Below are 22,785 nucleotides of genomic sequence, written 5' to 3'. Positions count from 1 at the left end.
CATCAGCGTCCTTCGCGCGACAGGCGCGGATTGAGCGCGTCGTTGAGGCCCTCGCCGATCAGGTTCAGGCCGAGCACCGAGAACAGGATGGCGACACCAGGGAACACGGTAATCCACCAGGCCTGCCGGATCACGGTGCGGCCGGCGCCGACCATGTAGCCCCAGGAGATCAGATTGGGATCGCCGAGGCCGAGGAACGACAGCGAGGATTCCAGCAGGATCGCGGTCGCCACCATCAGCGAAGCCAGCACGATCACCGGCGACAGCGCGTTTGGCAAAATCTCGCGCAGGATGATCCAGGTGCTGCTCTGGCCTGTGACCACGGCAGCCTGGACATATTCCCGCGTGCGCAGCGACAGCACCTCGCCGCGGACGAGGCGGGCGACCGGCGGCCAGCTCACCACCGCGATCGAGGCCACGATCGAATGGATCGAGGGCTGCAGGATCGCGACCAGCACGATCGCGAGCGCGAAGCTCGGGATGGTTTGGAAGAATTCGGTGAACCGCATCAGGGCATCATCGACCTTGCCGCCGAAATAGCCGGCCGTGGCGCCGATCGGAACGCCGACGATCAGTGCGGCCAGCGTGGAAACGAGTCCGACCAGAAGCGACACGCGTGCGCCAAAGATCATGCCGGCGAAGACGTCGCGGCCGAGCGCGTCGGTGCCGAGCGGCACGGTCGAGAGCGTGAAGGGTGGCAGGAACGGCCGCTGCACCATGCGCCAGGGCGAGTTCGGGAACAGCATCGGCCCGAACACCGCGACCGAGATCGCGAAGAGAAGGATGATGAGGCCGATGACGCCGCTCGGGCTGCGCATCATCGATGTCCAGAACTGTTTCATGCGGCGAATTCGATGCGCGGGTCGACCAGGCGGTAGACGAGGTCGGTGATGAGGTTGAAGATCAGCACCATGGCGGAGCAGATCACGAAGACGCCGAGCAAGAGGTTATAGTCGCGCTGCAAGAGCGCGTCGTACATCAGCCGCCCGATGCCGGGCCAGGCGAACACGGTCTCGGTGATGACCGCGCCGCCGATCAGCGTGCCGGAATGCACGCCGGCCAGCGTCACGACCGGCAGCAGCGCGTTGCGCAGCACGTGGCGACGCTGGATCACGGCATCGGACAGGCCCTTGGCGCGCGCGGTCTTGATGAAGTCGAGCCGCTTCACCTCCAGCATCGAGGCCCGCGTCATGCGGGTATAGGTCGCCATGAAGAACAGGCCGAGCGTCATCGCCGGCATGATCAGGTGCTTTGCGACGTCGATCACATGGGCGAAGCCCGTGAAGTTGCCGCCGACCGTGTCGTAGCCGAAGCTCGGCAGCCAATCGACCGCGACGGAGAACAGGAGGATCCCCATCAGCGCCACCCAGAAGATCGGCATGGCGTAGAAGATCAGCGCGAACACGGTGACGGCGGTATCGAGCCATGTCCCGGCGAAGCGCGCAGCTAAGGTGCCGAACAGGATGCCGAGCGCCAGCGAGATCGCGAATGCCGTCAGCGTGAGCAGCAGCGTCGCCGGCAGCCGTTCGAGGATCAGCTTCGACACCGGCGCCTGCTGGCGGAAGGAGAAGCCGAGATCGAAGGTGACGACACCCTTGACGTAGATGAAGAGCTGCTCGGGCAGTGGCTTGTCGAGACCGAACTTTTCCCGCAATTGCTTGACGAAGACCTGATCGCTGGCGCCGGCCTCGCCTGCCATCACGACCGCGGGATCACCGGGCGCAAGCCGGATCAGAAGGAAATTGAGGACGACGATCGCGAGCAGGACGATCGCGCCCTTCAGGACACGTTGAGCGACGAAGGAGAGCATTTTAGGGAGCCATGTTGGTGGTCGTAACTATGGCCACACGGGCGGGCCGTGGGCTCCCTCGCCCCGCTTGAGGGGAGAGGTGAAGTGGCAGGACATCACTTGTCGAGCCATGCGTCCTTGAAGCCGTCATTGACGCCGATCGCGGTGGTGATCAGGTTCTTGACCTTGCAGCGCGTGATGGTCGGGAATTGCAGCTCGAGCATCCAGGCCACCGGCACGTCCTCGACCAGGATCTTCTGCGCCTTCTCGTAGATCTCCTTGCGCCTGGCATCGGGCGTTGCGACCGCACCATCGGCAAAGAGCTTGTCGATCTCGGGATTGGAGTAGCCCTCGACGTTGTTGAACACCTGGCCTTTGGCAATCGCGCTGGAGACGTAGTTGCGTCCCACCCCGAGCGCGGGATCGCCGTATTGGTAGAGATAGGTGAAGGCGATGTCGTAGTCCCAGTCGCCGATCTTCTGGTTGCCGCCGGCAACATCGGTTGCGATCGTCTCGATGTTCATGCCGACGTCCTGGAGGTTCTGCTTCACGGCCTCGCCCCAGCGCTGCCAGGTCTCGCCATAGGCGAGGGGGAGCAGGCGGATCTTCTCGCCCTTGTAGCCGGCCTCCTTGAGCAGCGCCTTGGCCTTGGCCGGGTCGTACGGATATTTCGGCACGTCGTCGGTGTAGTACTTGATCGTCGAGGCCGACGGACCGGTGGCGACCTTGCCGAGCCCATTCCAGATCACGTCCTTGGCGAAATCGCGGTCGATTGCATACAGGATCGCCTGCCGCACCCGTTTGTCGGCGAGCGGTCCCTGACGATTGTTGAGCCAGAGCCAGGCCAGCGGCGAGAAGAACTCCCAGCCGGCGCCGGTGACGCAGGTGTCCTTCAGCTTGGACAGCCGCGGCACGTCGAAATTCTCAACCGAGCCGCCGGGCAGCACGTCGACCTTGCCGGTCTCGAACGCCACCGAGCGGGCGGCGGCGTCCGGGATGATCTGCCAGTAGATCTCGTCTAGATAGGGTTTGCCCTTCTCGTGGTAGTTCGGGTTTCTGACCAGGCGGATGAACGAGCCCTTCTGCCACTCCTTGAACATGAAGGGGCCGGTGCCGACCGGCGCGTTGTTGTAGGGATTGGTCTTCCAGTCGGTGCCTTCATAGAGATGCTTCGGCACCATCGGCATCGAGCCGACCTCGAAGATGCCAAGGAAGGGGCCGAACGGCTGCTTCAGCGTGAACACCACGGTGTAGTCGTCGGGCGCCTCGACCTTGTCGACCTGCACGAGATTATTGCGGGCGCGGGCGTGCGTCTGCTTCAGCATCTCGACCGAGAACAGCACGTCGGCGGAGGTGAAGGGCTTTCCGTCATGCCAGGTCACGCCCTTCCGAAGCTTGAAGGTGTAGGTCTTGGCGTCCTCGCTGACGCTCCAACTCTCGGCGAGCTCCGGCTGCGGCTCGAGCTTGGGGCTGTAGCGCAAGAGCCCCTCGAAGATGTTACCCGACACCATCTGGGTCGGACCATTCTGGATCATCGCAAGCATCAGGCCGGGCGGCTCGGGCTGGATCACCGCATTGATCACGCCTCCCGTCTTCGGCTCTTGCGCCGACGCCGTGGCCGTGAGGCCTGACGCGAGGAGGAGACCAAGCAACACTCGTTTCAGCATGACGTATCTTTCTCAAGCGCGGCCAGCCGCACGCGCTCCGCAACGTCATCGCGTGCAAAGGCGCGGCCAGCCCATCCCAGTCCCCATCCGTTATCGAGGCTCACACGGTCCCGTTCCGCGCCGCAAGATGAAAGTCTCGACAGTGACCGCTCAAAAAATGTACAGCTCGGGAGAGGGCCTCACTTCAGGCCAGCCCGCCGGAAGCCCTCCAGATAGTGCTCGCGGTCGGCCGCGTTGGTCCACGGCAGTTGCGTCGCGATCCAATGCAGCGAGATGTTGGGCTGGGTGCGCCGGAGTTCGCGGAGCGCCATCTCTGCAAGCCCCACATCGCCGGTCATGCCGGCGGAGACCGCCAGCACGCGATAGGCGCCGGTGAGGTCGCCGCGGTGGCGGATTGCCTCGCGCGCGAGCGCAATGGCTTCGTCATAACGCCGCTCGGTGAAGCGCGCATAGCCGGCGATGCCGTGATAGATCGCCAGCGACGGATCGCGCGGACTGAGCCTGATCGCCTTCTGCGCCGCTTCGAACGAATCCTTGGAACGGCCGGCATAAGACAGCGCCAGCGCGTAATAGCCCTGCGCCAGCGAGAAGTTCGGGTTGAGCGCGAGCGCCTGCTCGAACTCGGACAGCGCGTCGGCGAGCCTGCGCGTCGAGAAGAAGACGCTGCCGAGCGCGGTATGCGCCCAGGCATCCTCGTGGTCGCAGCGCACCGCGGCGAGCGCTGCGGCTTCCGCGATCGGAGCCGCCTTGGCAAGCTCGGCCCAGCCGAGATGGACGCCGAACATGTGGCTCGCCGCCAGCACCGACAGCGCCTGGCCGTAGGTCGGGTCGATCGCGACCGCACGTTCCAGCAGCGCCTGCGCCGCGATATGGTCCTGCGGCGTCACGCGCCAGTAATGCGACAGCGCCCGCATCACGAGGTCCCAGGCATCCAGGCTCGCTGGCGGCTTGCGGTGCGCGCGAAAATTCTCCGCCGCATGGATCTGCGGCTCGATCGCCGCGACGATCGCGTTGGTGATCTCGTCCTGCACGGTGAAGACGTCGACGAGCTCGCGGTCGTAGCGCTCGGCCCAGAGATGGCTGCCGGTGGTCGCGTCGTTGAGCTGCGCGGTGATCCGCACGCGGTTCTCCGCCTTTCGCACGCTGCCTTCGACGATGTAGCGGACGCCGAGTTCCTCGGCGATCTGCCGGATATGGACCGCGCGGCCCTTGTAGGTGAAGGACGAATTGCGGGCGATCACCAGGAACCAGCGCTGCTTCGACAGCGCGGTGAGAATGTCTTCGCTGATGCCGTCGCCGAAATATTCCTGCTCGGGATCTTCGCTCATGTTCTCGAAGGCGAGCACCGCGATTGCCGGTCGTGCGGGCGTCGGCCGCGCCGGCGACGATCCGCCTTCGGCTGGTGCGGGCGGGACAGCGGCTTCCGCCGCGACGTCGCCGACGAAGCGAAAGCCCTTACGCGGAACGGTCTTGATCAGCCGCTGTGCCGCGCCGTCGTCGCCGAGGGCCTTGCGTGCGGCGTTGATGCGGCTGTTCAGGGCGGAGTCCGAGACGATCCGGTCGCTCCAGACATGGCGGATCAGGTCATCCTTGCTGACCACGCGGGCGCGTTCGGTGACGAGATAGAGCAGCAGATCGAACACCTGCGGTTGCAGCGGAACCGTGGCGCCGTCGCAGGTCAGCTCGCGCAGGCCGTCGTCGAGCACATAATTTTCAAGGCGAAATCGCACGATTCTGTCATCTCAAGCAAAAATCAAAGTGGTCTCAGGCTAAAATCAATCGTCCGCAAAAGCTTAGACCGGTCCAATACGGCATGTTGCAGCGACCAAGCAGTGCCGACGCCTCGGCACAACGGAGCTGTCTATGACCCAATTTGATAACCACGTGCATTCTATCAGCCCGGATTTTGCGGGCTCTCGCATATTTAAATTCATCGCCTTTCTGTACGGAATTGCGGCGTATCTCGTGTTTTTCGTGACCGTTCTCTACGCCATCGGCTTCGTCATGGGGCTGGTGGTACCCAAGAGCATCGACACCGGAACCGATACGCCCGCGGTCGAAGCCGTCATCATCAATCTTCTGCTGATGGCGCTGTTCGCCATTCAACACAGCGTGATGGCGCGCCAGCGGTTCAAGGCGTGGTGGACGCAAGTGATCCCCAAGCCCGTCGAGCGCAGCACCTACGTGCTAGCGGCGAGCCTGTCGCTGCTCCTCCTGTTCTGGCAATGGCGCCCGCTACCCGCGATCGTTTGGGATGTCGAAAATCCGGATCTCGCCGTCACACTGGTCACGCTGGCGCTGGCAGGCTGGGTGCTGGTCTTCACCTCGACCTTCGTGATCAATCATTTCGAGCTGTTCGGGCTGCACCAGGTGACCAATCATCTCCTCGACAAGGAAGCGCCGCCACCGCGCTTCAAGACGCCGCTGTTCTACAAAATCGTGCGTCATCCGCTCTATCTCGGCTTCATCATTGCGTTCTGGGCAGCGCCGACCATGACAGTGGGCCATCTGCTGTTCGCGGCCGTGACCACGCTCTACATCTTCGTCGGCATCGCGCTGGAGGAGCGCGATCTCGTCGACCTCTTCGGCGACGAGTACCGGGAGTACAAACAACGCGTATCGATGCTTATTCCCTGGCGCAGATCGGCGTAAGCCTGCGGTGCGGACCACGCCTCTCCTTGCTTGCGGGGAGAGGCCGACGCGCGCCGAGCGATGCAAAGCATCGTCCGGAGCGCGGCGGGTGAGGGGGAGCCTCCGCGAGTCGAACTCTCACCGCAATGGTGAAGCAGCCTCTCACCCCGACCCTCTCAGCGCGAGCGAAGCTCGTCGCGGCCCCGTAAGAACGGGGAGAGGGAGAAGAGGCAGCCCGCCTCGCCAAATTTCATTTTCACAAGGAGAGAACCCCAATGAAACATGTCGGAAATTGCTTCTGTGGCGCCGTCACGGTCGAGGTCACGGGCGCGCCGGAGGCGATGGGCTATTGCCACTGCCGCTCCTGCCGCTCGTGGTCGGGCGGACCCGTGAACGCCTTCAGCCTGTGGAAGCCGGAAGCCGTGCGCATCACGGCTGGCGCCGAGCATGTCGAGACCTACGCCAAGACGCCGCTCAGCCAGCGCAAATATTGCAAGAAGTGCGGCGGTCATCTCATGACCAATCACCCGCCGCTCGACATGATCGACGTGTTCGCCGCCACCATCCCCACGCTCACCTTCGCGCCCGCCGTCCACGTCAACTATGCCGAGACGGTGCTGCCGATGCGCGACGGCCTGCCCAAGCTGAAGGACTTTCCCGCCGAGTTCGGCGGCAGCGGCGAGATGATGCAGGAGTAGGCGAGACCGCGCAGGAGTAGCCAAGCGCACGCTGCGATCCCTTCTCCCCTTGTGGGCCTGTTGCGTAATCCCACGACTGTGATTCTGTAGGGGCCTGTTGCGTAATCCCACGACTGTGATTCTGTAGGGCAGAGCCCTGGAGGACTGACGATGGCGGTGAAGCAGACGGGGCAGCCGAGTTTTATTGAGGCGTGGCTGCCGAAGGGAGCCGGTGCCAATGCGGCGCTGGATCGGTTGTCGAGCTTGGTCAAATGGTACCGGTTCGAGAAGCTGATGGCGCATTTGCGGGATGAAGGAAGCCCTGGCCGCCCGGGCTATCCGGTGCTGGTGCTGTTTCGCGCGCTGCTGTTGCAGTCGCTCTATGGTCTTTCGGAGCGCGAGCTCGAGGAGGCGCTGGGGGACCGCTTGTCGTTCAAGCGCTTCGTGGGTCTCAGTCTCGAAGATGCGACGCCTGATCACACGGTCCTGAACCGCTTCCGGAACCAGCTTGTTGAGCAAGGGCTGCTGGACAAGCTGTTTGGTGAGCTCGATCGTCAGCTTGAGAATGCTGGTGTCATCCTGAAGCGCGGCACGATGCTGGATGCGACATTGATCCAGGCGGTGTCAGCGCCTCCGACGCAAGAACAGCCGTCGAAGGATCCCGATGCCCGGTTTGCCAAGCGGCAAGGCAAAAGCGGCTCGACCTTCGGTTACAAGGCTCACATGGGTGTCGATGAGGGCTCCGGCCTGATCCGGTCGGTGCTGACCACGCCCGCCAATATCAACGACACGACGCCTGCGGACGATCTGATCCGCGGCGACGAAGCCGTGGTGTGGGCCGATGCCGCCTATGACACCCATGCCAGGCGGGCCCGGCTGAAAGCTGAAGGCAAAAAGCCCCGCATCGCACGTCGTCCCAACAGGCATCACCCGGAGCTGCCGCCGAGGCTCAAACGCTACAACCTTCTCATCGCCCGACGACGGGCAACGGTGGAGACCACCTTCGCCACCCTCAAACGCCGCATGCGACTGACCTGCATCCGTTATGTCGGTCTTGCCAAAGCAAGCGGGCAAGTCCTGCTCGCCTCCATCGCGTTCAACATGAGGAAATGGGCTGCGATCACAGCCTGAGCCGCCCGCCGAGGGCACCAGCCGACCCCTTCGTCGGCCCGCTACCCCGGCAACCAGCTTCTCCCCTGACCTGTCTCGGCCTCAAAAGCCAGTAGCGCAACAGGCCCCTTGTGGGAGAAGGTGGCGCGAAGCGCCGGATGAGGGGTCTCTCTCCGCGCACTTGAAAGGGTGACGCCCGGAGAGAGACCCCTCACCCGGCTTCGATGCTTCGCATCGAATCCACCCTCTCCCACAAGGGGAGAGGGTGCACCGTCAGCGGCGGCGGGATCGCTTTCACTTCATCCCCGCGCGCCGGAATCCTTCGAGATAGTGCTTGCGGTCCTCGTCTTTCTGCATCGGGAGTTCGTTCATGATCCAGCCGAGCGAGATATTCGGCTGGGCGCGGCGCAGTCCCTGCAGTGCGGAGGCGGCGAGCTCGCGATTGCCAAGCATGCCGGCTGAGGCGGTGAGCACACGGTGCGCGCCGACGAAATCGCCGCGCTGCCTGAGCGACTCGCGCGCCATTTGCACGGCCTCGTCATAGTTGCGTCCGATGAACTGGGCGTAGGCGGCAACGCCGCAATAGATCGCTGCGAACGGGTCGCGCGGGCTCAGCCGCAGCGCGCGTCGGGCGGCGGCATCGCCCTCCTGCCAGCGGCCGGCATAACACAGCGTGACGCCGTAAAACGCATACGACATCGCGAAATTCGGGTTGAGCTGCAGCGCCAGCTCGAACTCCGCCAGCGCGTCGTCGAAGCGGCGGCGGAACAGGTAGGTGTAGGCAAGGCCGTGATGGGCCCAGGGATCGTCGCGATCTGCCGCAACGGCCGCCAGCGCGGCGTGCTCGGCGACCGGGATGGTTGCCTCCATGTCGGCCCAGCCCATGTGCGCGCCGAAAATGTGGCTGGTCGCGAGCAGACCGAGTGCCTTGCCATAGGCCGGATCGATCGCGCTCGCCTTGGCGAGCAACGTCTGCGCGGCCTCATTGTCCTCGCGCGTGATGCGCCAGTAGTGCGACAGCGCGCGCATCAGGAGGTCCCAGGCGTCCAGGCTGCCCGGCGGCTTCTGCTGCGCGCGAAAGCTTTCGGCGGCATAGAGCTGCGGCTCGATCGCGGCGACGATCGCCTCGGTAATCTCGTCCTGCACGGCGAAGACGTCGGCAAGGCCCCGGTCGTAACGCTCGGCCCAGAGATGGCTGCCGGTCGAGACGTCGTTGAGCTGCGCCGAGATGCGTAAGCGCTCGCCGCTACGCCGTACGCTGCCTTCGACCACGTAGCGCACGCCGAGCTCGCGCGCGATCTCGTGGATGTGCACGGCGCGGCCCTTGTAGACGAAGGACGAGTTGCGCGCGACGACGAAGAACCAGCGCAGCTTCGACAGCGCGGTGATGATGTCCTCGCTGATCCCGTCGGAAAAATAGTCTTGCTCGCGGTCGCCGCTCATGTTGGTGAAAGGCAGCACGGCGATCGCGGGCCGGTCGGGCAGAGCCGGCGCAGCCTGCGTCTGTCCAGGTTCCCGGCCGGGTTCCAACGCAGCAGCCGCGGTCTTCGTCGCGACGTCGCCGACGAAGCGAAAGCCCTTGCGGGCCACGGTGCGGATCAGCGCCTGGCTCGCGCCGTCATCGCCGATCGCCTTGCGGGCCGCGTTGATCCGGCTGGTCAGGGTGGACTCGGAGACGAGGCGTCCGTGCCAAATCTTGTCGATCAGCTCGTCCTTGCTGACGACCCGGTCACGATTTTCCATGAGGTGGACGACGAGGTCGAAAACCTGCGGCTCCACGGAAACGGGAACCTGCTCGCGGCTCAGCTCACGCCGATCGGTGTCGAGAAGGTGGTCCCTGAACACAAACTGCACGTCGAAATCTCTGGCCTCACGACAAAATCAAGAAAATGAAATGTCAAAATGGATTCCGGCTTGAAGTCTGTAAGTCCATTGAACGGCATGGTCGGTTCATCCAATTGCGGGATGCCTGCCATGCCATTTGCGGATAGGGATACAACCTCGAAGGGAATGTGGCGGTTCGGTTCGAATTGTTTGGAGCGATTCGATCAATCGCGCGAGCGTCAGGCTATGTAAATCATCGCAGACAATGCTGCGCTGCTGGAGCAAGCCTACGATGCCGCGGCAGCCCGCCGCACGCTGGGAGTGCCGCTGGCCCGGCGCGAACCGCTACGCACTACGCGGAGAGACTCTGGATTGCTTCGTCGCTTCAGCGCAAAATTGCTGCGCAATTTTGTCGCGAGATCCTCGCAATGACGGCGTTGAGGCAGCGCGAGACACCTCCCCAATGTCGTCCTGGCGAAAGCCGGACGGTAGGAGTACCGAACGACGAGAGTATGCGGCGAACGGCGAATGTCGATTGCCGAACGGCGCGGCCTGCGTAAGCTGAGGCCGTACACAACACACCAACCACGAAGAAGCGCCGATGCCCGCCTTTCCGACCTCCACGACCGTGCTCGATTCCATCCTGTTCCGCGATGCCTTCGGCACGCCGGGGATGCGGGAGGTGTTTTCGGATCTCGCGCTGGTCTCACGCTATGTCGAGGTCGAGGTGGCGCTGGCGAAGGCAGAAGCCAAATGCGGCGTGATTCCGCAAGATGCGGCCGAGGCGATCGCGGCGCGGACCAACGTTGCCGCACTCGATTTCGATCTGTTGCGGCAAGAGACCGACATCGTCGGCTATCCGATCCTGCCGCTGGTGCATCAGATGGTGGAGCAGTGCGGCGATGCCGGCCGCTACGTGCATTGGGGCGCGACCACCCAGGACATCATGGACACCGCTGTGGTCCTGCAACTACGTGCCGCGTTCGAGATCATCGGTCAGGACATCGCCGAATTGCGCGGCATCCTCGCGAATCTGTCAAAACGTTACCGCGATACGCCGATGGCGGGCCGCACCCATCTGCAGCAGGCGCTGCCGGTGACGTTCGGCTACAAGGCTGCGATCTGGCTCGCCATGTTCGATCGCCACGCCGAACGGCTGGCGCAGCTCAAGCCGCGCGTCCTGGTCGGCCAGTTCGCCGGCGCCGCCGGTACGCTGGCCTCGCTCGGAGACAAGGGTTTCGAGGTGCAGGAGGCGCTCTGCGCCGAGCTGAAGCTCGGCGTTCCCGCCTCGACCTGGCACGTCGCCCGCGACGGTTTTGCGGAGGCCGTGAATTTCCTGGCGCTCGTCACCGGCTCGCTCGGCAAGATCGCGCTCGACATCATGATCATGGCCTCGACCGAGTTCGCCGAAGTCTACGAGCCCTTCGTCAAGGGGCGCGGCGCGTCCTCGACCATGCCGCAGAAACGCAACCCGATCTCCTCCGAACTGATGCTCGCCGCCTCCAAGGCGGTGCGCCAGCATGCCGGCCTGATGTTAGATGCAATGGTGCAGGATTTCGAGCGCGCCACCGGTCCCTGGCACGCCGAGTGGATGGCAATCCCGGAAAGCTTCGTGCTGACCGCGGGCGCGTTGCATCAGGCGAAGTTTGCGCTTGCGGGTCTCATCGTGGATGAAAAGAAGATGGATGACAATCTGGCCATCAGCCGCGGCCTGATCGTGGCGGAGGCGGTGATGATGGGACTGGCCCCGCAGATCGGCCGGCAGGAGGCACATGACGTCGTCTATGACGCCTGCCGGCTCGCCAATGAGAAGTGCTTGGGCCTTGCGGATGCGCTCTCGGCCGATCCGCGCATTTCGAGCAGGATCGACCGCGCCGCCATCGAGGCGCTCACCTCACCGAAAAATTACCTTGGCCTCGCGCCGGCCATGGTGGATCGGGTGCTGAAATCGTCAACGCGTTGAAAACCAGGATGCGTGAAACTCCGTATCTTTCAGGGGGCGCAAGACGCTCGCGCTATTGTGCCTCGCGATGCTAGACTTAGATGAGACAGTGACCCTTACAGAGGATTCCGCATGACCGATCACCGCAATTCCGCCACTCCCATCGATCCCGCGAAACTCGACCGGCTGGCCGAGGTGGCGGTGAAGGTGGGCCTGGGCTTGCGGCCGGGACAGGATCTTCTCTTGACGGCGCCGGCGATCGCGCTGCCCCTGGTGCGGCGGATCGCCGTGCACGCCTACAAGGCCGGCGCCGGCATCGTCACGCCGATCCTGTCGGATGAAGAGATGACGCTGGCGCGCTACCGTCATGGCCACGACAACAGCTTCGATCGCGCCGCCGGCTGGCTCTATGAGGGCATGGCCAAGGCGTTCTCCGACAACACCGCGCGGCTCGCCATCGTCGGCGACAATCCGATGCTGCTGTCGGGCGAGGATCCCGCCAAGGTCGCGCGCGCCAGCAAGGCCAATTCGATGGCTTATCAGCCGGCGCTGGAAAAGATCGTCAATTTCGACACCAACTGGAACATCATCGCCTATCCGAGCCCGTCCTGGGCGAAGCAGGTGTTCCCTGGCGACTCCGAGGAGGTCGCGGTCGGCAGACTCGCGGATGCGATCTTCGCCGCCTCCCGCGTCGACCGTGAGGATGCGATCGCGAACTGGGCGAACCACAATGCGGTGCTGCGTGAGCGCACCAACTGGCTCAACGCCAAACGTTTCCGCGCGCTGCAGTATACCGGACCGGGCACCGACCTCACCATCGGCCTTGCCGACGGCCATGAGTGGGAGGGCGGTGCCTCGCTCTCCAAGAACGGTATTAGCTGCAACGCCAACATCCCGACCGAGGAGGTCTTCACCACGCCGCATTGCCGACGGGTCTATGGCCATGTCGTGAGCTCGAAGCCGCTATCCTATCAGGGCACGCTGATCGACAACATCGCGGTGCGCTTCGAGGACGGCAAGATCGTCGACGCCAAGGCCTCGCGCGGCGAGGAGGTACTGAACAAGGTGCTCGACACCGATGAGGGCGCGCGGCGGCTCGGCGAAGTGGCGCTGGTGCCGCACTCCTCGCCGATCTCGCAAAGCGGACTGTTGTTCTTCAACACGCTGTTCGACGAGAACGCGGCCTCCCACATCGCGCTCGGCCAGTGCTATTCGAAGTGCTTCGTCAATGGCGCGCAGCTCACGCCGCAGCAGATCGCGGCGCAGGGCGGCAACCAGAGCCTGATCCATATCGATTGGATGATCGGCTCAGCCGAGACCGACATCGACGGCATTCTTGCCGACGGCAGCAAGGTGCCGGTGTTCCGCAAAGGCGAGTGGGCGAAGTAAGGCGCGGTGAGTTCTGGTTGGATCAGTGTGAGCCCAGAGCTCTGATCACCTCTGCCTGCAGGGCATCGCATATGCGACTGCCGTCATGCCCGGGCTTGTCCCGGGCATCCACGTTCTTTGTACTGCAGGGCAAGGCGTGGATGGCCGGGACAAGCCTGGCCATGACGATGCCGAAGCTTCAGCGCCCCAAGCGCCAGCGCGACGCGCATTTTGTCGCACCCCGGAGAAGAAGTGTTCGGATGCACGAATCTGCAGGCAAGTCGGCACGTTAACCGTATCGCACATGCAACTTAGGGCTGATTGTCCGAGCCTGCGTAAGGAAGAATTAAAAGGCCCCTACTAGCGTCTCGGACATCTTTTGAAACATCCGGGCCTGATGACCCACCTAGTATAGTCTATCTCTTGGGGAAGCCGATGTCGCGCGCATTGATCGAAACCAGTAGTTGCAATGTGGATCTTGAGCTGCGGCCGATCGACCCGGCCTGGATCATCGAAGGCAATCCGGTGTCGCGCTCGCACATCCTGTCGACCAGCAGCGACGGCACTGCATCGACCATCATCTGGTCCTGCACCGAAGGGCGCTTCAACTGGTACTACGATTTCGACGAGACGATCATGATCCTGGAAGGATCGATTGTTCTCGAAAGTGACGGCATGCCGCCGAAGCGCTATGGCGTCGGCGACGTGGTGTTCTTCCGCGACGGCGCCCACGCCAAGTGGCATGTCGAGGGCTATGTCAAGAAGATCGCCTTCTGCCGCAAGACCAACCCGGTGCTGATCGGCTTCATGGTCCGCGTCGTCAACAAGCTCAAGCGGATGTTCTTCGCGTCCGGCGAGCGTCGCCCGGCGACGCTGATGAGCGCCGGCTAGTTTCTCCAAGACGCTTCCCAGCGACTGCGACGGAAGAGGGGCCGGGATGAACTCCCGGCCCCTCTTCACGTCATGACGGAAGCTCGAGCCGGTAGAAGTTTGTGGCCGTCTGCGAGAACAGCGCGGTCTTCTCGGCCTCGCTCAGTGGTGCCGCGATACGCTTGAAGGTATTGAAGATCACCTGATAGCTGCACTGGCCCTTGTCGGGCGGAAAGTTGCTCTCGAACATCGCGCGCCCCACGCCAAACGCCTCGATGCAGGTCTCGATATAGGGTCGCCAGGCCGCGGCAAGCTCCTCCGACGAAGGCGGCTTGGGGCGAAGATGGAAGTCATAGCCGAGCAGGCACATCGCGAGCCCGCCGAGCTTGACCACCACATTCTCGCACTTGGCGATCTCGCGGATCGACGTGCGCCATTGCGCAAACACCTCCTCGCGCCGCCCGGCGAATCGGCCGACGCCGGCCGGGCCGCCGCAATGGTCGAGCACGATCCTGGTGTCGGGGAAGGCGCGCGCAAGCTCGGTCAGTTCGCCGATCTGCGGATGAAACAGCCAGGCGTCGAAGCTCAGGCTCAAGGGCGCAAGGCAGGCAAAGCCCTTACGGAAGGTCGCATCCTGCAACAATCCCTTCGGCCGGTTCGCATACATGCCGGCGACGACGGGGTCCGCGTCCCAGGCCGAGGAGTGCCGGATTCCGCGGAAGCGTCCGTTCCCGGCGGCGATCTCCGCCTCCAGCACCGGTCTCGCCGCATCGCCCAGCAGCAGGTTGACGTGGCTGACGATGCCGGCGCAGATCGCGGCCTTGCCATAGCCGCCGCTTGCGCTCATCGCGGCGACGCCGTTCGCGAACTCGACCTCGCCCACGGGCCGGAATGCCTCTGGGCCGTGCGCGCGATACATCGAGCGGCAATCGACATAGACGGTGGCGATGATGTTGTGGCCGGAGGCGATGTCGGCCGCCATCTCCTCGATCAGGTAGCGCTGGCCGCGGTTCCAGAGATGATGATGGGGATCGACGATCGGCCGTAAGGGATCGATGACCTCTTCCTGATGCTGCGCGAGCCAGTCCTCGCGCGGTTCGACGAATAGTCCGCTGGTGTTGGCGGGCAGGCCGCTTGCTGCCATTGGCGTTCGCTTCCCCTTATGATTATTGTACGGGAAGCCTAGCATCTCGTCCGCGCGCACAGCAGCGCGCGCCGCGCAACCCACGTCCGTCATCGCGGGGCATATCGGCGCGGTCGTCAGCCCTTGCGTCGCCGTGCCCTCACGTCGACGTTCAGCCGCCAGTCCGGCGCGGTGGCCGGCTTGACCTCACCGAGCCAGTGGAAGGAATCCTCCGTGATCTCGGTAAAGCTCCAGCGCGTCAGGTCGCCGGTCTCGGTCGTGCCCTCCTGCACGATATCCGGCCCCCGAGGCCGGCCGATCTGCTGGCGGAACACGCTGCGCCCGAGATCGAACCAGGCAATCCGCCAGGCCGTGATGGTTGGATCGTAGACCCGCAAAGTCGTGCCGTACCAGTTGCCCGCGATCGGAAAGGCCGGCGCGCCGGCAGGGCGCGGGATGATCCAGACGTCCTGGACGGCGCGCCCTTCGAGCACCCAGCCGAAATGGATTTCGCCGGGCGCGACGTGCCGGTTGCCATCGGGCGCATGGGCCGTGATCTCGGCGTCCCAGTCGCCGACGAACCGTCCGTAAAGCTGAAGTGCCGCGGCGTGCTCGGGATGCGGTCCGTCCGCGTGCAGAAATCTCGCAAATTCGGTCATGATGATCTCCTGTTGGCGGCAGACCAGCACGAACGGATGGCAGGGGACTTGGAGAAAATTGCGCGTCAGACCCCGTCGAGGATGATCACCGTCGGCGTACCCGGCAGCGCATCGCGCGACATCCGGAAGCTGCGCTCGAGCCGCCGGTCGATCTCGAAATCCCTGCCGATGCGGCGCATGAAGTCGTCGAGCGGGGTGGCGAAGCGGTGCATCGGCAGCACCACGGAGGCGCGCAGGCGCTTGGTGATCTCCGAGATGCCCTCCAGCGACATGGTGTAGGTCCCGTCGATCGGCACCATCACGATGTCGAGCCGGCCGATCTGGGCAAAATGGCTGTCGTCGAGCTTGTGGTGCAGATGGCCGAGATGGCCGATGCAGAGGCCCGCGACTTCGAAGATGAAGATCGAATTGCCGTCGCGGATCATGTCGACGCCGGCATCGTCGCCGAAATAGCGGCGGATGTCGGTCGTGACATTGCGGATGAAGGTGTCGCCGATGCGCTCCGAGATCAGCGCCGGCTTGCCGTCTTCGCCCCAGCCATGCAGCACATGCGGAATGCGCCTGTCGGGAAACAGAGTGTAGTGGGTGCTGTGGGCCCGGTTCATGGTGACGACGTCGGGCAGCCGGCCGACCTGATAGGCGCCGCTATAGTCGGTCGCGATGCGCAAGCCGCCGGGCGTGTCGATGACATAGGTGGAATGGCCGGCATAGGTGATCTCGACCTCGGCCACGTTCGCCGCCTGCCGAAACGCCACCGGCACCGCGCGCGGCGCCGCGTTGGCCATTGCCAGGCACTCGCTGCGCTGCGGCTGCTGTTGCGCGAGGGCAGGGCTGAGGAATGCGCCGAACAGCGCGAGGGCCGCGGAAGCAAGTCGCCACATGAATTCGTCCCCGATGACGCCCGAGGAAGTCTAACGCGCAATGCGGCGCGCGGCCAACAGCGCGCGATCAACAGCGCGTCAGTGTCGCAGCCTCATTCATGCCGCGGGCTGAACTTCCAGGTGATGGCGACGAGGCCCGCGGTGATCAGGCCGCTGATGAGGCCGGCGATCGGAAGCGCAAGGAAGAGCGCGGCGGTGGCGGCCCAGCCGATCGAGGAGAAGGCTTCGGCGAAGGTCGCAAGCCGCGAGGAGGTCTGGCGGCGGCGGAACTGGCTGCGCCGGGCCTGCACCCGGAACCAGAGCTGGATCGCGGTGGCGGAGGCTGCGCTGACGATGATGGCGCCAGCAGTGATCGCGGCCTGGAATAGCGATGCGAAGGCGAGCGCTGCGACCAGCGGGGTGAAGATGACGGCGATCGCGATCAGCACCACCTCGATCTTTGCGCGGATGACGCGCGAGGGTGACAGTGGCGCGGTCGCGACCAGGTCGGGTGCGTCCTCGCCCGAAATCGTCAGCCAGGCGAGCCCGCCCGCGAGCTGTCCGGCCGCCATCACGATCACCGGCGTGATCAGTGTCAGCGCCGCGGAGCTGTCGGAAAAGCTGCGCCAGAGCAGCAGCGCCGGCGGCACCAGATAGAGAAGCTGCATCAAGGTCTGCGAGATCAGCCAGGGATCGCGCCAGAGCAGCAGGAACTCCTTGCGCTGCAGCGCCTGCTGGCGCGATCCGGCGCGGAATGGGCGCTCCTTCGCACGCCGGCGGCCGGCCGCGCCGTAACCGGCGGCGTCGATTGCAGTGTCGGCGAAGCGGTCCGAGAACAGCGCCATGACGCTTCCGAGCAGCACCAGCCCAAGGGCGAGCAGAGACAATAGCGCGGCGCTGTCGCCCATGGTCGCCCGCGCCGGCCACCACAGGATGCTGTCGGCGTCGGGCGCGTAGGCGGCTGCGGCATCGGAGGTCAACATGGTGAAGCGCGACAACGTGCCGTAGGACATGATCGCGGCGATCTGCAGCGCGATCACGAAGCCGGCGCCGATGATGGCCGCCAGGATTTGGGCAATGAGGCGCGTCCGCGCCGGCCCGATCAGGCGGAACAGGAGGATGGTGACGGCGATCGCGATCGCCGCGGCCGACAGGCCCATGGCGATGACCACCCCGAACGCCGTAAGCCACCGCGCGCCGCCGCCGATCACCAGCACGTCGATGAAAGGCGTCGAGAACAGCAGCGCCATCGCCGTGATCGCCAGCGCGATCGCGGCGATGCGCACCGAGAACAGGTTGGTCAGCATCGCCGGCGACGACATGATGAGGTCGAGGTCGGCGCGGGCATAAAACACCCGCGTCACCGATTCGATCGCCTGCGACAGCATCAACGTCCAGGCCAGCCCGATCGTCGCCGTGATCACGATCAGCGACGATTTGTCGAGCGGCAATTGCAGCCCGGCAAAGCGGCCGATCACCGCCCAGGCCGGCAGGTGCAGCAGCGCGGCGAAGGCGATCAGGCCGATCACGGCGGCGCGCCTGCGCTTGCGTCCGCCCGTCATCATCGCGACCCATTCGCGCCAGGCGAGCCGGAGCTCGTGACGCGCGAACCAGGAGAGCGCCGTCGCCGAGCTCATGCGGCGGCCTGGAGCGTCACCAGCGCGATGAAGAGATCCTCGAGGCTGGTGTCGGCATGGCCGTTCTGCCGGCGCAGGTCGGCAAGCGTGCCCTCGGCGACCAGGCGGCCCGACGCGATCACGCCGATGCGGTCGGCCATGCGCTCGGCGACCTCGAGAATATGCGTGGTCATGATCACGGTGCAGCCGGCGCGGACGCGCTCGCTCAACAGTCCTTTGACGTGACGGGCGGAGACCGCATCCAACCCGGTGAGCGGCTCGTCGAGGATGATGAGGCGGGGATCGTGCACCAGCGCGCCGGCGAGCGCGACCTTCTGGCGCATGCCCTTGGAAAAACCCTCGCAGCGCTCGTGCCGGTGCGGCGCGAGGCCGAGCGAGCTCAACAGCTCCTGCGCCACCGGCTCCGAGACGCGCGGCGGGATGCCCCAGAGGCCGGCGACGAATTCGAGATATTCGAGCGGCGTCAGCTTGTCATAGATCATCGGCTCGTCGGACACCCACGCCATCACCTGCTTGGCGGCGACGGGATTTTCGAGCGCATCGATGCCGAAGATCGACACGGCGCCGGCATCGGGCCTGAGCAGGCCGGCAACCATGCGCAGGGTGGTGGTCTTGCCGGCGCCGTTGGGGCCGACCAGTGCGTAGAATTCGCCGGCATGGATGGTGAGATCGAGGCCATCGACCGCCAAACGGTCAAAACGCTTCGTTAACCCTCGGACCTCGAGTGCCGCGTTGTCCGGCTTCATGACGGCCACACCATCCGGTTTCGCATTGCCCGTGACCATGCCCCCAAGATGTTTCGGCACCGTGAATCTACGGCAGCAAATTCCGCCATCCGGCATCGACCAAAGGCAAGTCACCGTTTATTGACAGCGATGGACGGTTCAGGCTGAATTGGCGCCGGGACAAATAGCGCTAGCGCGGCGAAACGACTGCGTAGCGACTGGACACAAGATGCGGCGAGGCGGTCAAAAAGAACCGCCGGTTGCGTCGGGAGGACGTACGGCGATGCTGGACTTCGTTCAGCAGCTTGTCAGCGGCGTCGCGCTCGGCTGCGTCTACGGCCTGATCGCGCTCGGCTTCGTGCTCGTCTACAAGGCCACCGAGGTCGTCAATTTCGCCCAGGGCGATCTGATGATGCTGGGCGGCTTCTTCGCCTTCACCTTCATCGGCATGATGGGCCTGAACTACTGGCTCGGCTTCGCCGGCGCGGTCGCCGCCATGGCGCTGTTCGGCATGCTGGCCGAGCGCGTGGTGGTGCGGCCGATTCTGGGCTATCCGCAATTCTCCATCATCATGGCGACCATCGGCCTCGGCTATTTCCTGCGCTCGGTTGCGGGCATGATCTGGGGCACCGACGATTTCAAGATCGACACCCCGTTCAGCCAGGGCGTGCTGCGGATCGGCTCGCTGGTGCTCGCCTATGACAAGCTCTCGGTGATCGCCGCCACGATCATCCTCTGCACGCTCCTCTATTTGTTCTTCAACAAGACGACGCTCGGCACCGCAATGCGCGCGAGCTCCGAGAACATGCTGGCCGCCTACTACATGGGCATCCCGGTCAAGCGCGTCGTGTCGATCGTCTGGGCGATCAGCGCCGCGGTCGCGACCTGCGCCGGCGTGCTGCTGGCGCCGATCACCTTTATCCACTCCAATGTCGGCCTCGTGCTCGGGCTGAAGGCCTTTCCTGCGGCCGTGCTCGGCGGCTTCGGCTCGATTCCCGGCGCCGTCGTCGGCGGTGTGCTGATCGGGGTGATCGAGAGCATGGCCGGCTTCTATCTGCCCGAGGGCTGGAAGGACGTTGCGCCCTACATCGTGCTGCTCGCCGTGCTGCTGCTCAAGCCCGAAGGCCTGTTCGGCCTTCACGTCCGCAAGAAGGTCTGAACGCCATGCGCTTCCTGTTCAAGACCGATTATGAGGACGACATCCGCCTGTTTCCGCATTCGGGCTATGTGGTCTCATATGGCCTCTTGATCGCTGTGCTGCTGATCGCGCCTTACGTGCTCTCCAGCTATTTGATGAGCCAGCTCGTCTTCGTCTGCATCTATGCGACCGTCGGAGTTGCGCTGTTGATCCTGACCGGCTTCACCGGGCAGGCCTCGCTTGGCCATGCCGCATTCCTTGCGATTGGCGCCTACACCGCGGCTTACCTGCAGAAATACAACGTGCCGTTCCCGGTCTATTTCCTCGCCGCCGGGCTTCTGACCGGCCTCATCGGCGCGCTGGTCGGCTTCCCGGCGCTGCGGCTCCAGGGCATCTATCTCGTCATCGCCACCATTTCCTTCGCCTTCATCGTCGAAGAGATCCTGGCGCGCTGGGAAAGCGTCACCAACGGCAATGAGGGCATGCGCATCAAGACGCTGTCGCTGCTCGGCGTCGCGGTGCCGCGCGACAGCCCGACCTTCTATTTCCTCTGCCTCGCCGTGCTGGTGCTGACCATCGTCGGCACGCTCAATCTGTTGCGCTCGCCGACCGGCCGCGCCTTCGTCGCGATCCGCGACTCCGAGACGGCGGCGCGCAGCATGGGTGTCAATGTCGCGCTGTACAAGGTGAAGTCCTTTGCGATCTCGGCGGCGATCACCGGATTTGCCGGCGTGCTGTTCGCGCACAAGCTCTCCTTCATCTCGCCGGAGATGTTCACGCTCCAGCTCTCGATCGAGTTCATTATCGTGATCCTGATCGGCGGCACCTTCAGCCTGCACGGCGCGGTGCTGGGTGCGATCTTCATCGTGATGCTCGATCCGTTCCTGACCTACCTCAAGGACGACATGCCCGGCATCATCGCCGGTGTCGCCGCGACGCTCGGGGCGGGCACGGAGACTGCCGGAAACATCCAGTCGAAGGTCGCGGCCTTCGCCTCGCTGAACGGGTTGAAGGGCGCGATCTACGGCATCATCATCGTGCTGTTCGTGCTGTTCGAACCGCTCGGTCTGTACGGCCGCTGGCTCAAGATCAAGCTCTTCTTCCAGCTCTTCCCGCTCTACAAGCGCGCCACCTTCAAGCGGCAGAAGATCTACGTGAAATCGGAGCGGAACCGGTGAGCTATTTCCGCGCCGAGAATCTGTCGCTGCACTTCGGCGGCCTGAAAGCGGTCGATGCGGTGTCGTTCGCGGTCGAGAAGGGCGAGATCCTTTCGATCATCGGACCGAACGGCGCCGGCAAGAGCTCGATCTTCAACCTGATCTCGCGGATCTACCGGCCGACCTCGGGCCGCATCTTCTTCGAGGACCAGGACATCACCGAGCAGCCGCCTTACGACATCGCAAAACTCGGCATTGCCCGCACCTTCCAGAACATCGAGCTGTTCGAGAACGCGACCGTGCTCTCCAACCTCCTGGTCGGGCGGCACCGGCATTCGACCACGCGGCTCTGGCAGGAGCTCCTGTTCCTGCCGAGCGTCCGGGCCAATGAGAAGGTGCATCGCCGCCGCGTCGAGCAGGTCATCGAGTTCCTCGATCTCGAGCCCTATCGCGACAAACTGATCTCAGGCCTGCCCTACGGCGTGCGCAAGGTGATCGAGCTTGCGCGCGCGCTGTGCTCGGAGCCGAAGCTGATCCTCTTGGATGAGCCGTCCTCCGGCCTCAACGTCGAGGAGACCGACGACATGTCGTTCTGGATCCGCGACATGAAGAGCGAGCTCGGCATCACCGTGCTGATGGTCGAGCATGACATGACGCTGGTCAACCGCGTCTCCGATCGCGTGATCGCGCTGAACTACGGCCGGGTGCTCGCCATGGGTTCGCCGGCCGAGGTGCAGCAGCATCCCGACGTCGTCGCCGCCTATCTTGGAGCCTGACGCGATGGATGCGACGGTGACGCCCGACATCATCTTAAAGCTCTCCAATGTCGAGAGCTATTACGGGCCGATCATGGCGATCCGCGGCATCTCGCTGGAGGTGCCGCGCGGCCGCATCGTCGCGCTGCTCGGCGCCAACGGCGCCGGCAAGACCACGGTGCTGAAGACGATCTCGGGCATTCTCGATCCGCAGAAGGGCGCGATCGAATTCCTGGGCAAGCCGATCCAGCGCATGGAAGCGGACAAGATCGTGCGGCTCGGCCTCAGCCACGTGCCGGAGGGGCGCGAGGTGTTTCCGTTCCTGTCGGTGCGCGAGAACCTGATGATGGGTGCCTATCCGCGCAAGGATCGCGACGGTGTGGTGGAGGATCTGGAGCGGGTCTACGGCTATTTCCCGCGCTTGAAGGAGCGCATCGACCAGCCGGCCGGCCAGCTTTCCGGCGGCGAGCAGCAGATGCTCGCGATCGGGCGTGCGCTGATGAACCGGCCGACGCTGTTGCTGCTCGACGAGCCATCGCTGGGGTTGTCGCCGATCCTCGTGAGGGAGATCTTCACGATCATCCGCCGCGTCAACGAGGAGCAGGGCATGTCGATCCTGCTGGTCGAGCAGAACGCGAAGGTAGCACTGGAGACGGCGCATTACGGTTATGTGCTGGAGATCGGGCGTGTCGTGATGAACGACACCTGCGACCGCTTGATGCATTCCCAGGACATCCAGGAATTTTACCTTGGCGCCAAAGAGCAGGGCGCGCGGGGCGAACGGCGCTGGAAAAAGAAGAAAACGTGGCGTTAAATGGCATTGCCCGTCCGTAAGAGATAGACCGCCGGCAAG

Annotated in this window: 20 protein-coding genes; 10 read left to right on the top strand and 10 right to left on the bottom strand. The window is 64.2% G+C overall.

All coding sequences use genetic code 11. The annotated features are described in order from the left end of the window. Positions 1-2: 2 nt before the first annotated feature. The 4 genes from MTX21_RS23120 to MTX21_RS23105 form a co-directional block, all read right to left on the bottom strand. Positions 3-842, bottom strand: coding sequence for an ABC transporter permease (locus MTX21_RS23120; RefSeq protein ID WP_280966978.1), 840 nt, complete (start codon positions 840-842; stop codon positions 3-5). Next, on the bottom strand, positions 839-1,810 hold the full coding sequence (locus MTX21_RS23115) for an ABC transporter permease (RefSeq protein ID WP_280966977.1): 972 nt from the start codon (positions 1,808-1,810) through the stop codon (positions 839-841). Before MTX21_RS23115 ends, MTX21_RS23120 begins: the two co-directional genes overlap by 4 nt. A 95-nt stretch (positions 1,811-1,905) precedes the next feature. After that, a complete protein-coding gene (locus tag MTX21_RS23110) occupies positions 1,906-3,456 on the bottom strand; it encodes an ABC transporter substrate-binding protein (protein WP_280966976.1) in 1,551 nt (516 codons plus the stop codon). A 179-nt stretch (positions 3,457-3,635) separates the two neighbouring features. Then, positions 3,636-5,186, bottom strand: coding sequence for a winged helix-turn-helix domain-containing tetratricopeptide repeat protein (locus MTX21_RS23105; protein ID WP_280966975.1), 1,551 nt, complete (start codon positions 5,184-5,186; stop codon positions 3,636-3,638). Positions 5,187-5,319: 133 nt separating this feature from the next. Here MTX21_RS23105 and mddA point away from each other — a divergent pair, with 133 nt between their 5' ends. From mddA to MTX21_RS23090, 3 genes are all read left to right on the top strand, one after another. Beyond that, a complete protein-coding gene (gene mddA, locus MTX21_RS23100; RefSeq protein ID WP_280966974.1) occupies positions 5,320-6,108 on the top strand; it encodes a methanethiol S-methyltransferase in 789 nt (262 codons plus the stop codon). A gap of 254 nt (positions 6,109-6,362) precedes the next feature. Further along, positions 6,363-6,785 carry a GFA family protein gene (locus MTX21_RS23095; RefSeq protein ID WP_280966973.1) on the top strand — a complete coding sequence of 141 codons (423 nt, stop codon included), beginning with the start codon at positions 6,363-6,365 and terminating at the stop codon, positions 6,783-6,785. Between the two features lie 150 nt (positions 6,786-6,935). Continuing rightward, positions 6,936-7,895 (top strand): IS5 family transposase, encoded by a 960-nt coding sequence (locus MTX21_RS23090; RefSeq protein ID WP_280964961.1) that lies wholly within the window; start codon positions 6,936-6,938, stop codon positions 7,893-7,895. 273 nt (positions 7,896-8,168) lie between these two features. Here the strand turns inward: MTX21_RS23090 and MTX21_RS23085 are convergent, their stop codons facing one another. Further along, positions 8,169-9,728 (bottom strand): winged helix-turn-helix domain-containing protein, encoded by a 1,560-nt coding sequence (locus MTX21_RS23085; RefSeq protein ID WP_280966972.1) that lies wholly within the window; start codon positions 9,726-9,728, stop codon positions 8,169-8,171. A 571-nt stretch (positions 9,729-10,299) separates the two neighbouring features. Here MTX21_RS23085 and pcaB point away from each other — a divergent pair. The 3 genes from pcaB (at position 10,300) to MTX21_RS23070 (ending at position 13,899) form a co-directional block, all read left to right on the top strand. Continuing rightward, positions 10,300-11,661 (top strand): 3-carboxy-cis,cis-muconate cycloisomerase, encoded by a 1,362-nt coding sequence (gene pcaB / locus MTX21_RS23080; RefSeq protein ID WP_280966971.1) that lies wholly within the window; start codon positions 10,300-10,302, stop codon positions 11,659-11,661. 111 nt (positions 11,662-11,772) lie between these two features. Then, positions 11,773-13,029 (top strand): aminopeptidase, encoded by a 1,257-nt coding sequence (locus tag MTX21_RS23075; RefSeq protein WP_280966970.1) that lies wholly within the window; start codon positions 11,773-11,775, stop codon positions 13,027-13,029. A 414-nt stretch (positions 13,030-13,443) separates the two neighbouring features. Beyond that, positions 13,444-13,899 (top strand): cupin domain-containing protein, encoded by a 456-nt coding sequence (locus MTX21_RS23070; protein ID WP_280966969.1) that lies wholly within the window; start codon positions 13,444-13,446, stop codon positions 13,897-13,899. Positions 13,900-13,969: 70 nt separating this feature from the next. Here MTX21_RS23070 and MTX21_RS23065 read toward each other — a convergent pair whose 3' ends face one another. From MTX21_RS23065 to MTX21_RS23045, 5 genes are all read right to left on the bottom strand, one after another. Beyond that, positions 13,970-15,022 (bottom strand): amidohydrolase family protein, encoded by a 1,053-nt coding sequence (locus tag MTX21_RS23065; RefSeq protein WP_280966968.1) that lies wholly within the window; start codon positions 15,020-15,022, stop codon positions 13,970-13,972. 116 nt (positions 15,023-15,138) lie between these two features. Beyond that, on the bottom strand, positions 15,139-15,660 hold the full coding sequence (locus MTX21_RS23060; protein ID WP_280966967.1) for a hypothetical protein: 522 nt from the start codon (positions 15,658-15,660) through the stop codon (positions 15,139-15,141). Positions 15,661-15,725: 65 nt separating this feature from the next. Beyond that, the gene (locus MTX21_RS23055) at positions 15,726-16,541 is read right to left on the bottom strand and encodes an MBL fold metallo-hydrolase (protein ID WP_280966966.1); all 816 of its coding nucleotides are present in this window, start codon (positions 16,539-16,541) and stop codon (positions 15,726-15,728) included. Between the two features lie 92 nt (positions 16,542-16,633). Beyond that, positions 16,634-18,157, bottom strand: a complete 1,524-nt coding sequence (locus tag MTX21_RS23050) for a permease (protein WP_280966965.1) — start codon at positions 18,155-18,157, stop codon at positions 16,634-16,636. Next, positions 18,154-18,903, bottom strand: coding sequence for an ABC transporter ATP-binding protein (locus tag MTX21_RS23045; RefSeq protein WP_280966964.1), 750 nt, complete (start codon positions 18,901-18,903; stop codon positions 18,154-18,156). Before MTX21_RS23045 ends, MTX21_RS23050 begins: the two co-directional genes overlap by 4 nt. Positions 18,904-19,165: 262 nt before the next feature. Here MTX21_RS23045 and MTX21_RS23040 point away from each other — a divergent pair, with 262 nt between their 5' ends. The 4 genes from MTX21_RS23040 to MTX21_RS23025 are packed head-to-tail and all read left to right on the top strand — an operon-like array spanning position 19,166 to position 22,746. After that, positions 19,166-20,041: a branched-chain amino acid ABC transporter permease gene (locus MTX21_RS23040; RefSeq protein ID WP_280966963.1), complete on the top strand. Its 876-nt coding sequence runs from the start codon at positions 19,166-19,168 to the stop codon at positions 20,039-20,041. Positions 20,042-20,046: 5 nt separating this feature from the next. Continuing rightward, positions 20,047-21,198 (top strand): branched-chain amino acid ABC transporter permease, encoded by a 1,152-nt coding sequence (locus MTX21_RS23035; RefSeq protein ID WP_280966962.1) that lies wholly within the window; start codon positions 20,047-20,049, stop codon positions 21,196-21,198. Next, entirely contained in the window at positions 21,195-21,953 is a 759-nt protein-coding gene (locus MTX21_RS23030; protein ID WP_280966961.1) for an ABC transporter ATP-binding protein, read from the top strand. Before MTX21_RS23035 ends, MTX21_RS23030 begins: the two co-directional genes overlap by 4 nt. Positions 21,954-21,957: 4 nt before the next feature. Further along, the gene (locus MTX21_RS23025; protein ID WP_280966960.1) at positions 21,958-22,746 is read left to right on the top strand and encodes an ABC transporter ATP-binding protein; all 789 of its coding nucleotides are present in this window, start codon (positions 21,958-21,960) and stop codon (positions 22,744-22,746) included. Positions 22,747-22,785: the final 39 nt, after the last annotated feature.

The sequence above is a fragment of the Bradyrhizobium sp. ISRA430 genome (genome assembly GCF_029909975.1).
Taxonomy (GTDB): Bacteria; Pseudomonadota; Alphaproteobacteria; order Rhizobiales; family Xanthobacteraceae; genus Bradyrhizobium.
The sequence above is the reverse complement of the archived record's forward strand: the minus strand, read 5'-3'. Positions and strand labels throughout refer to the sequence as shown.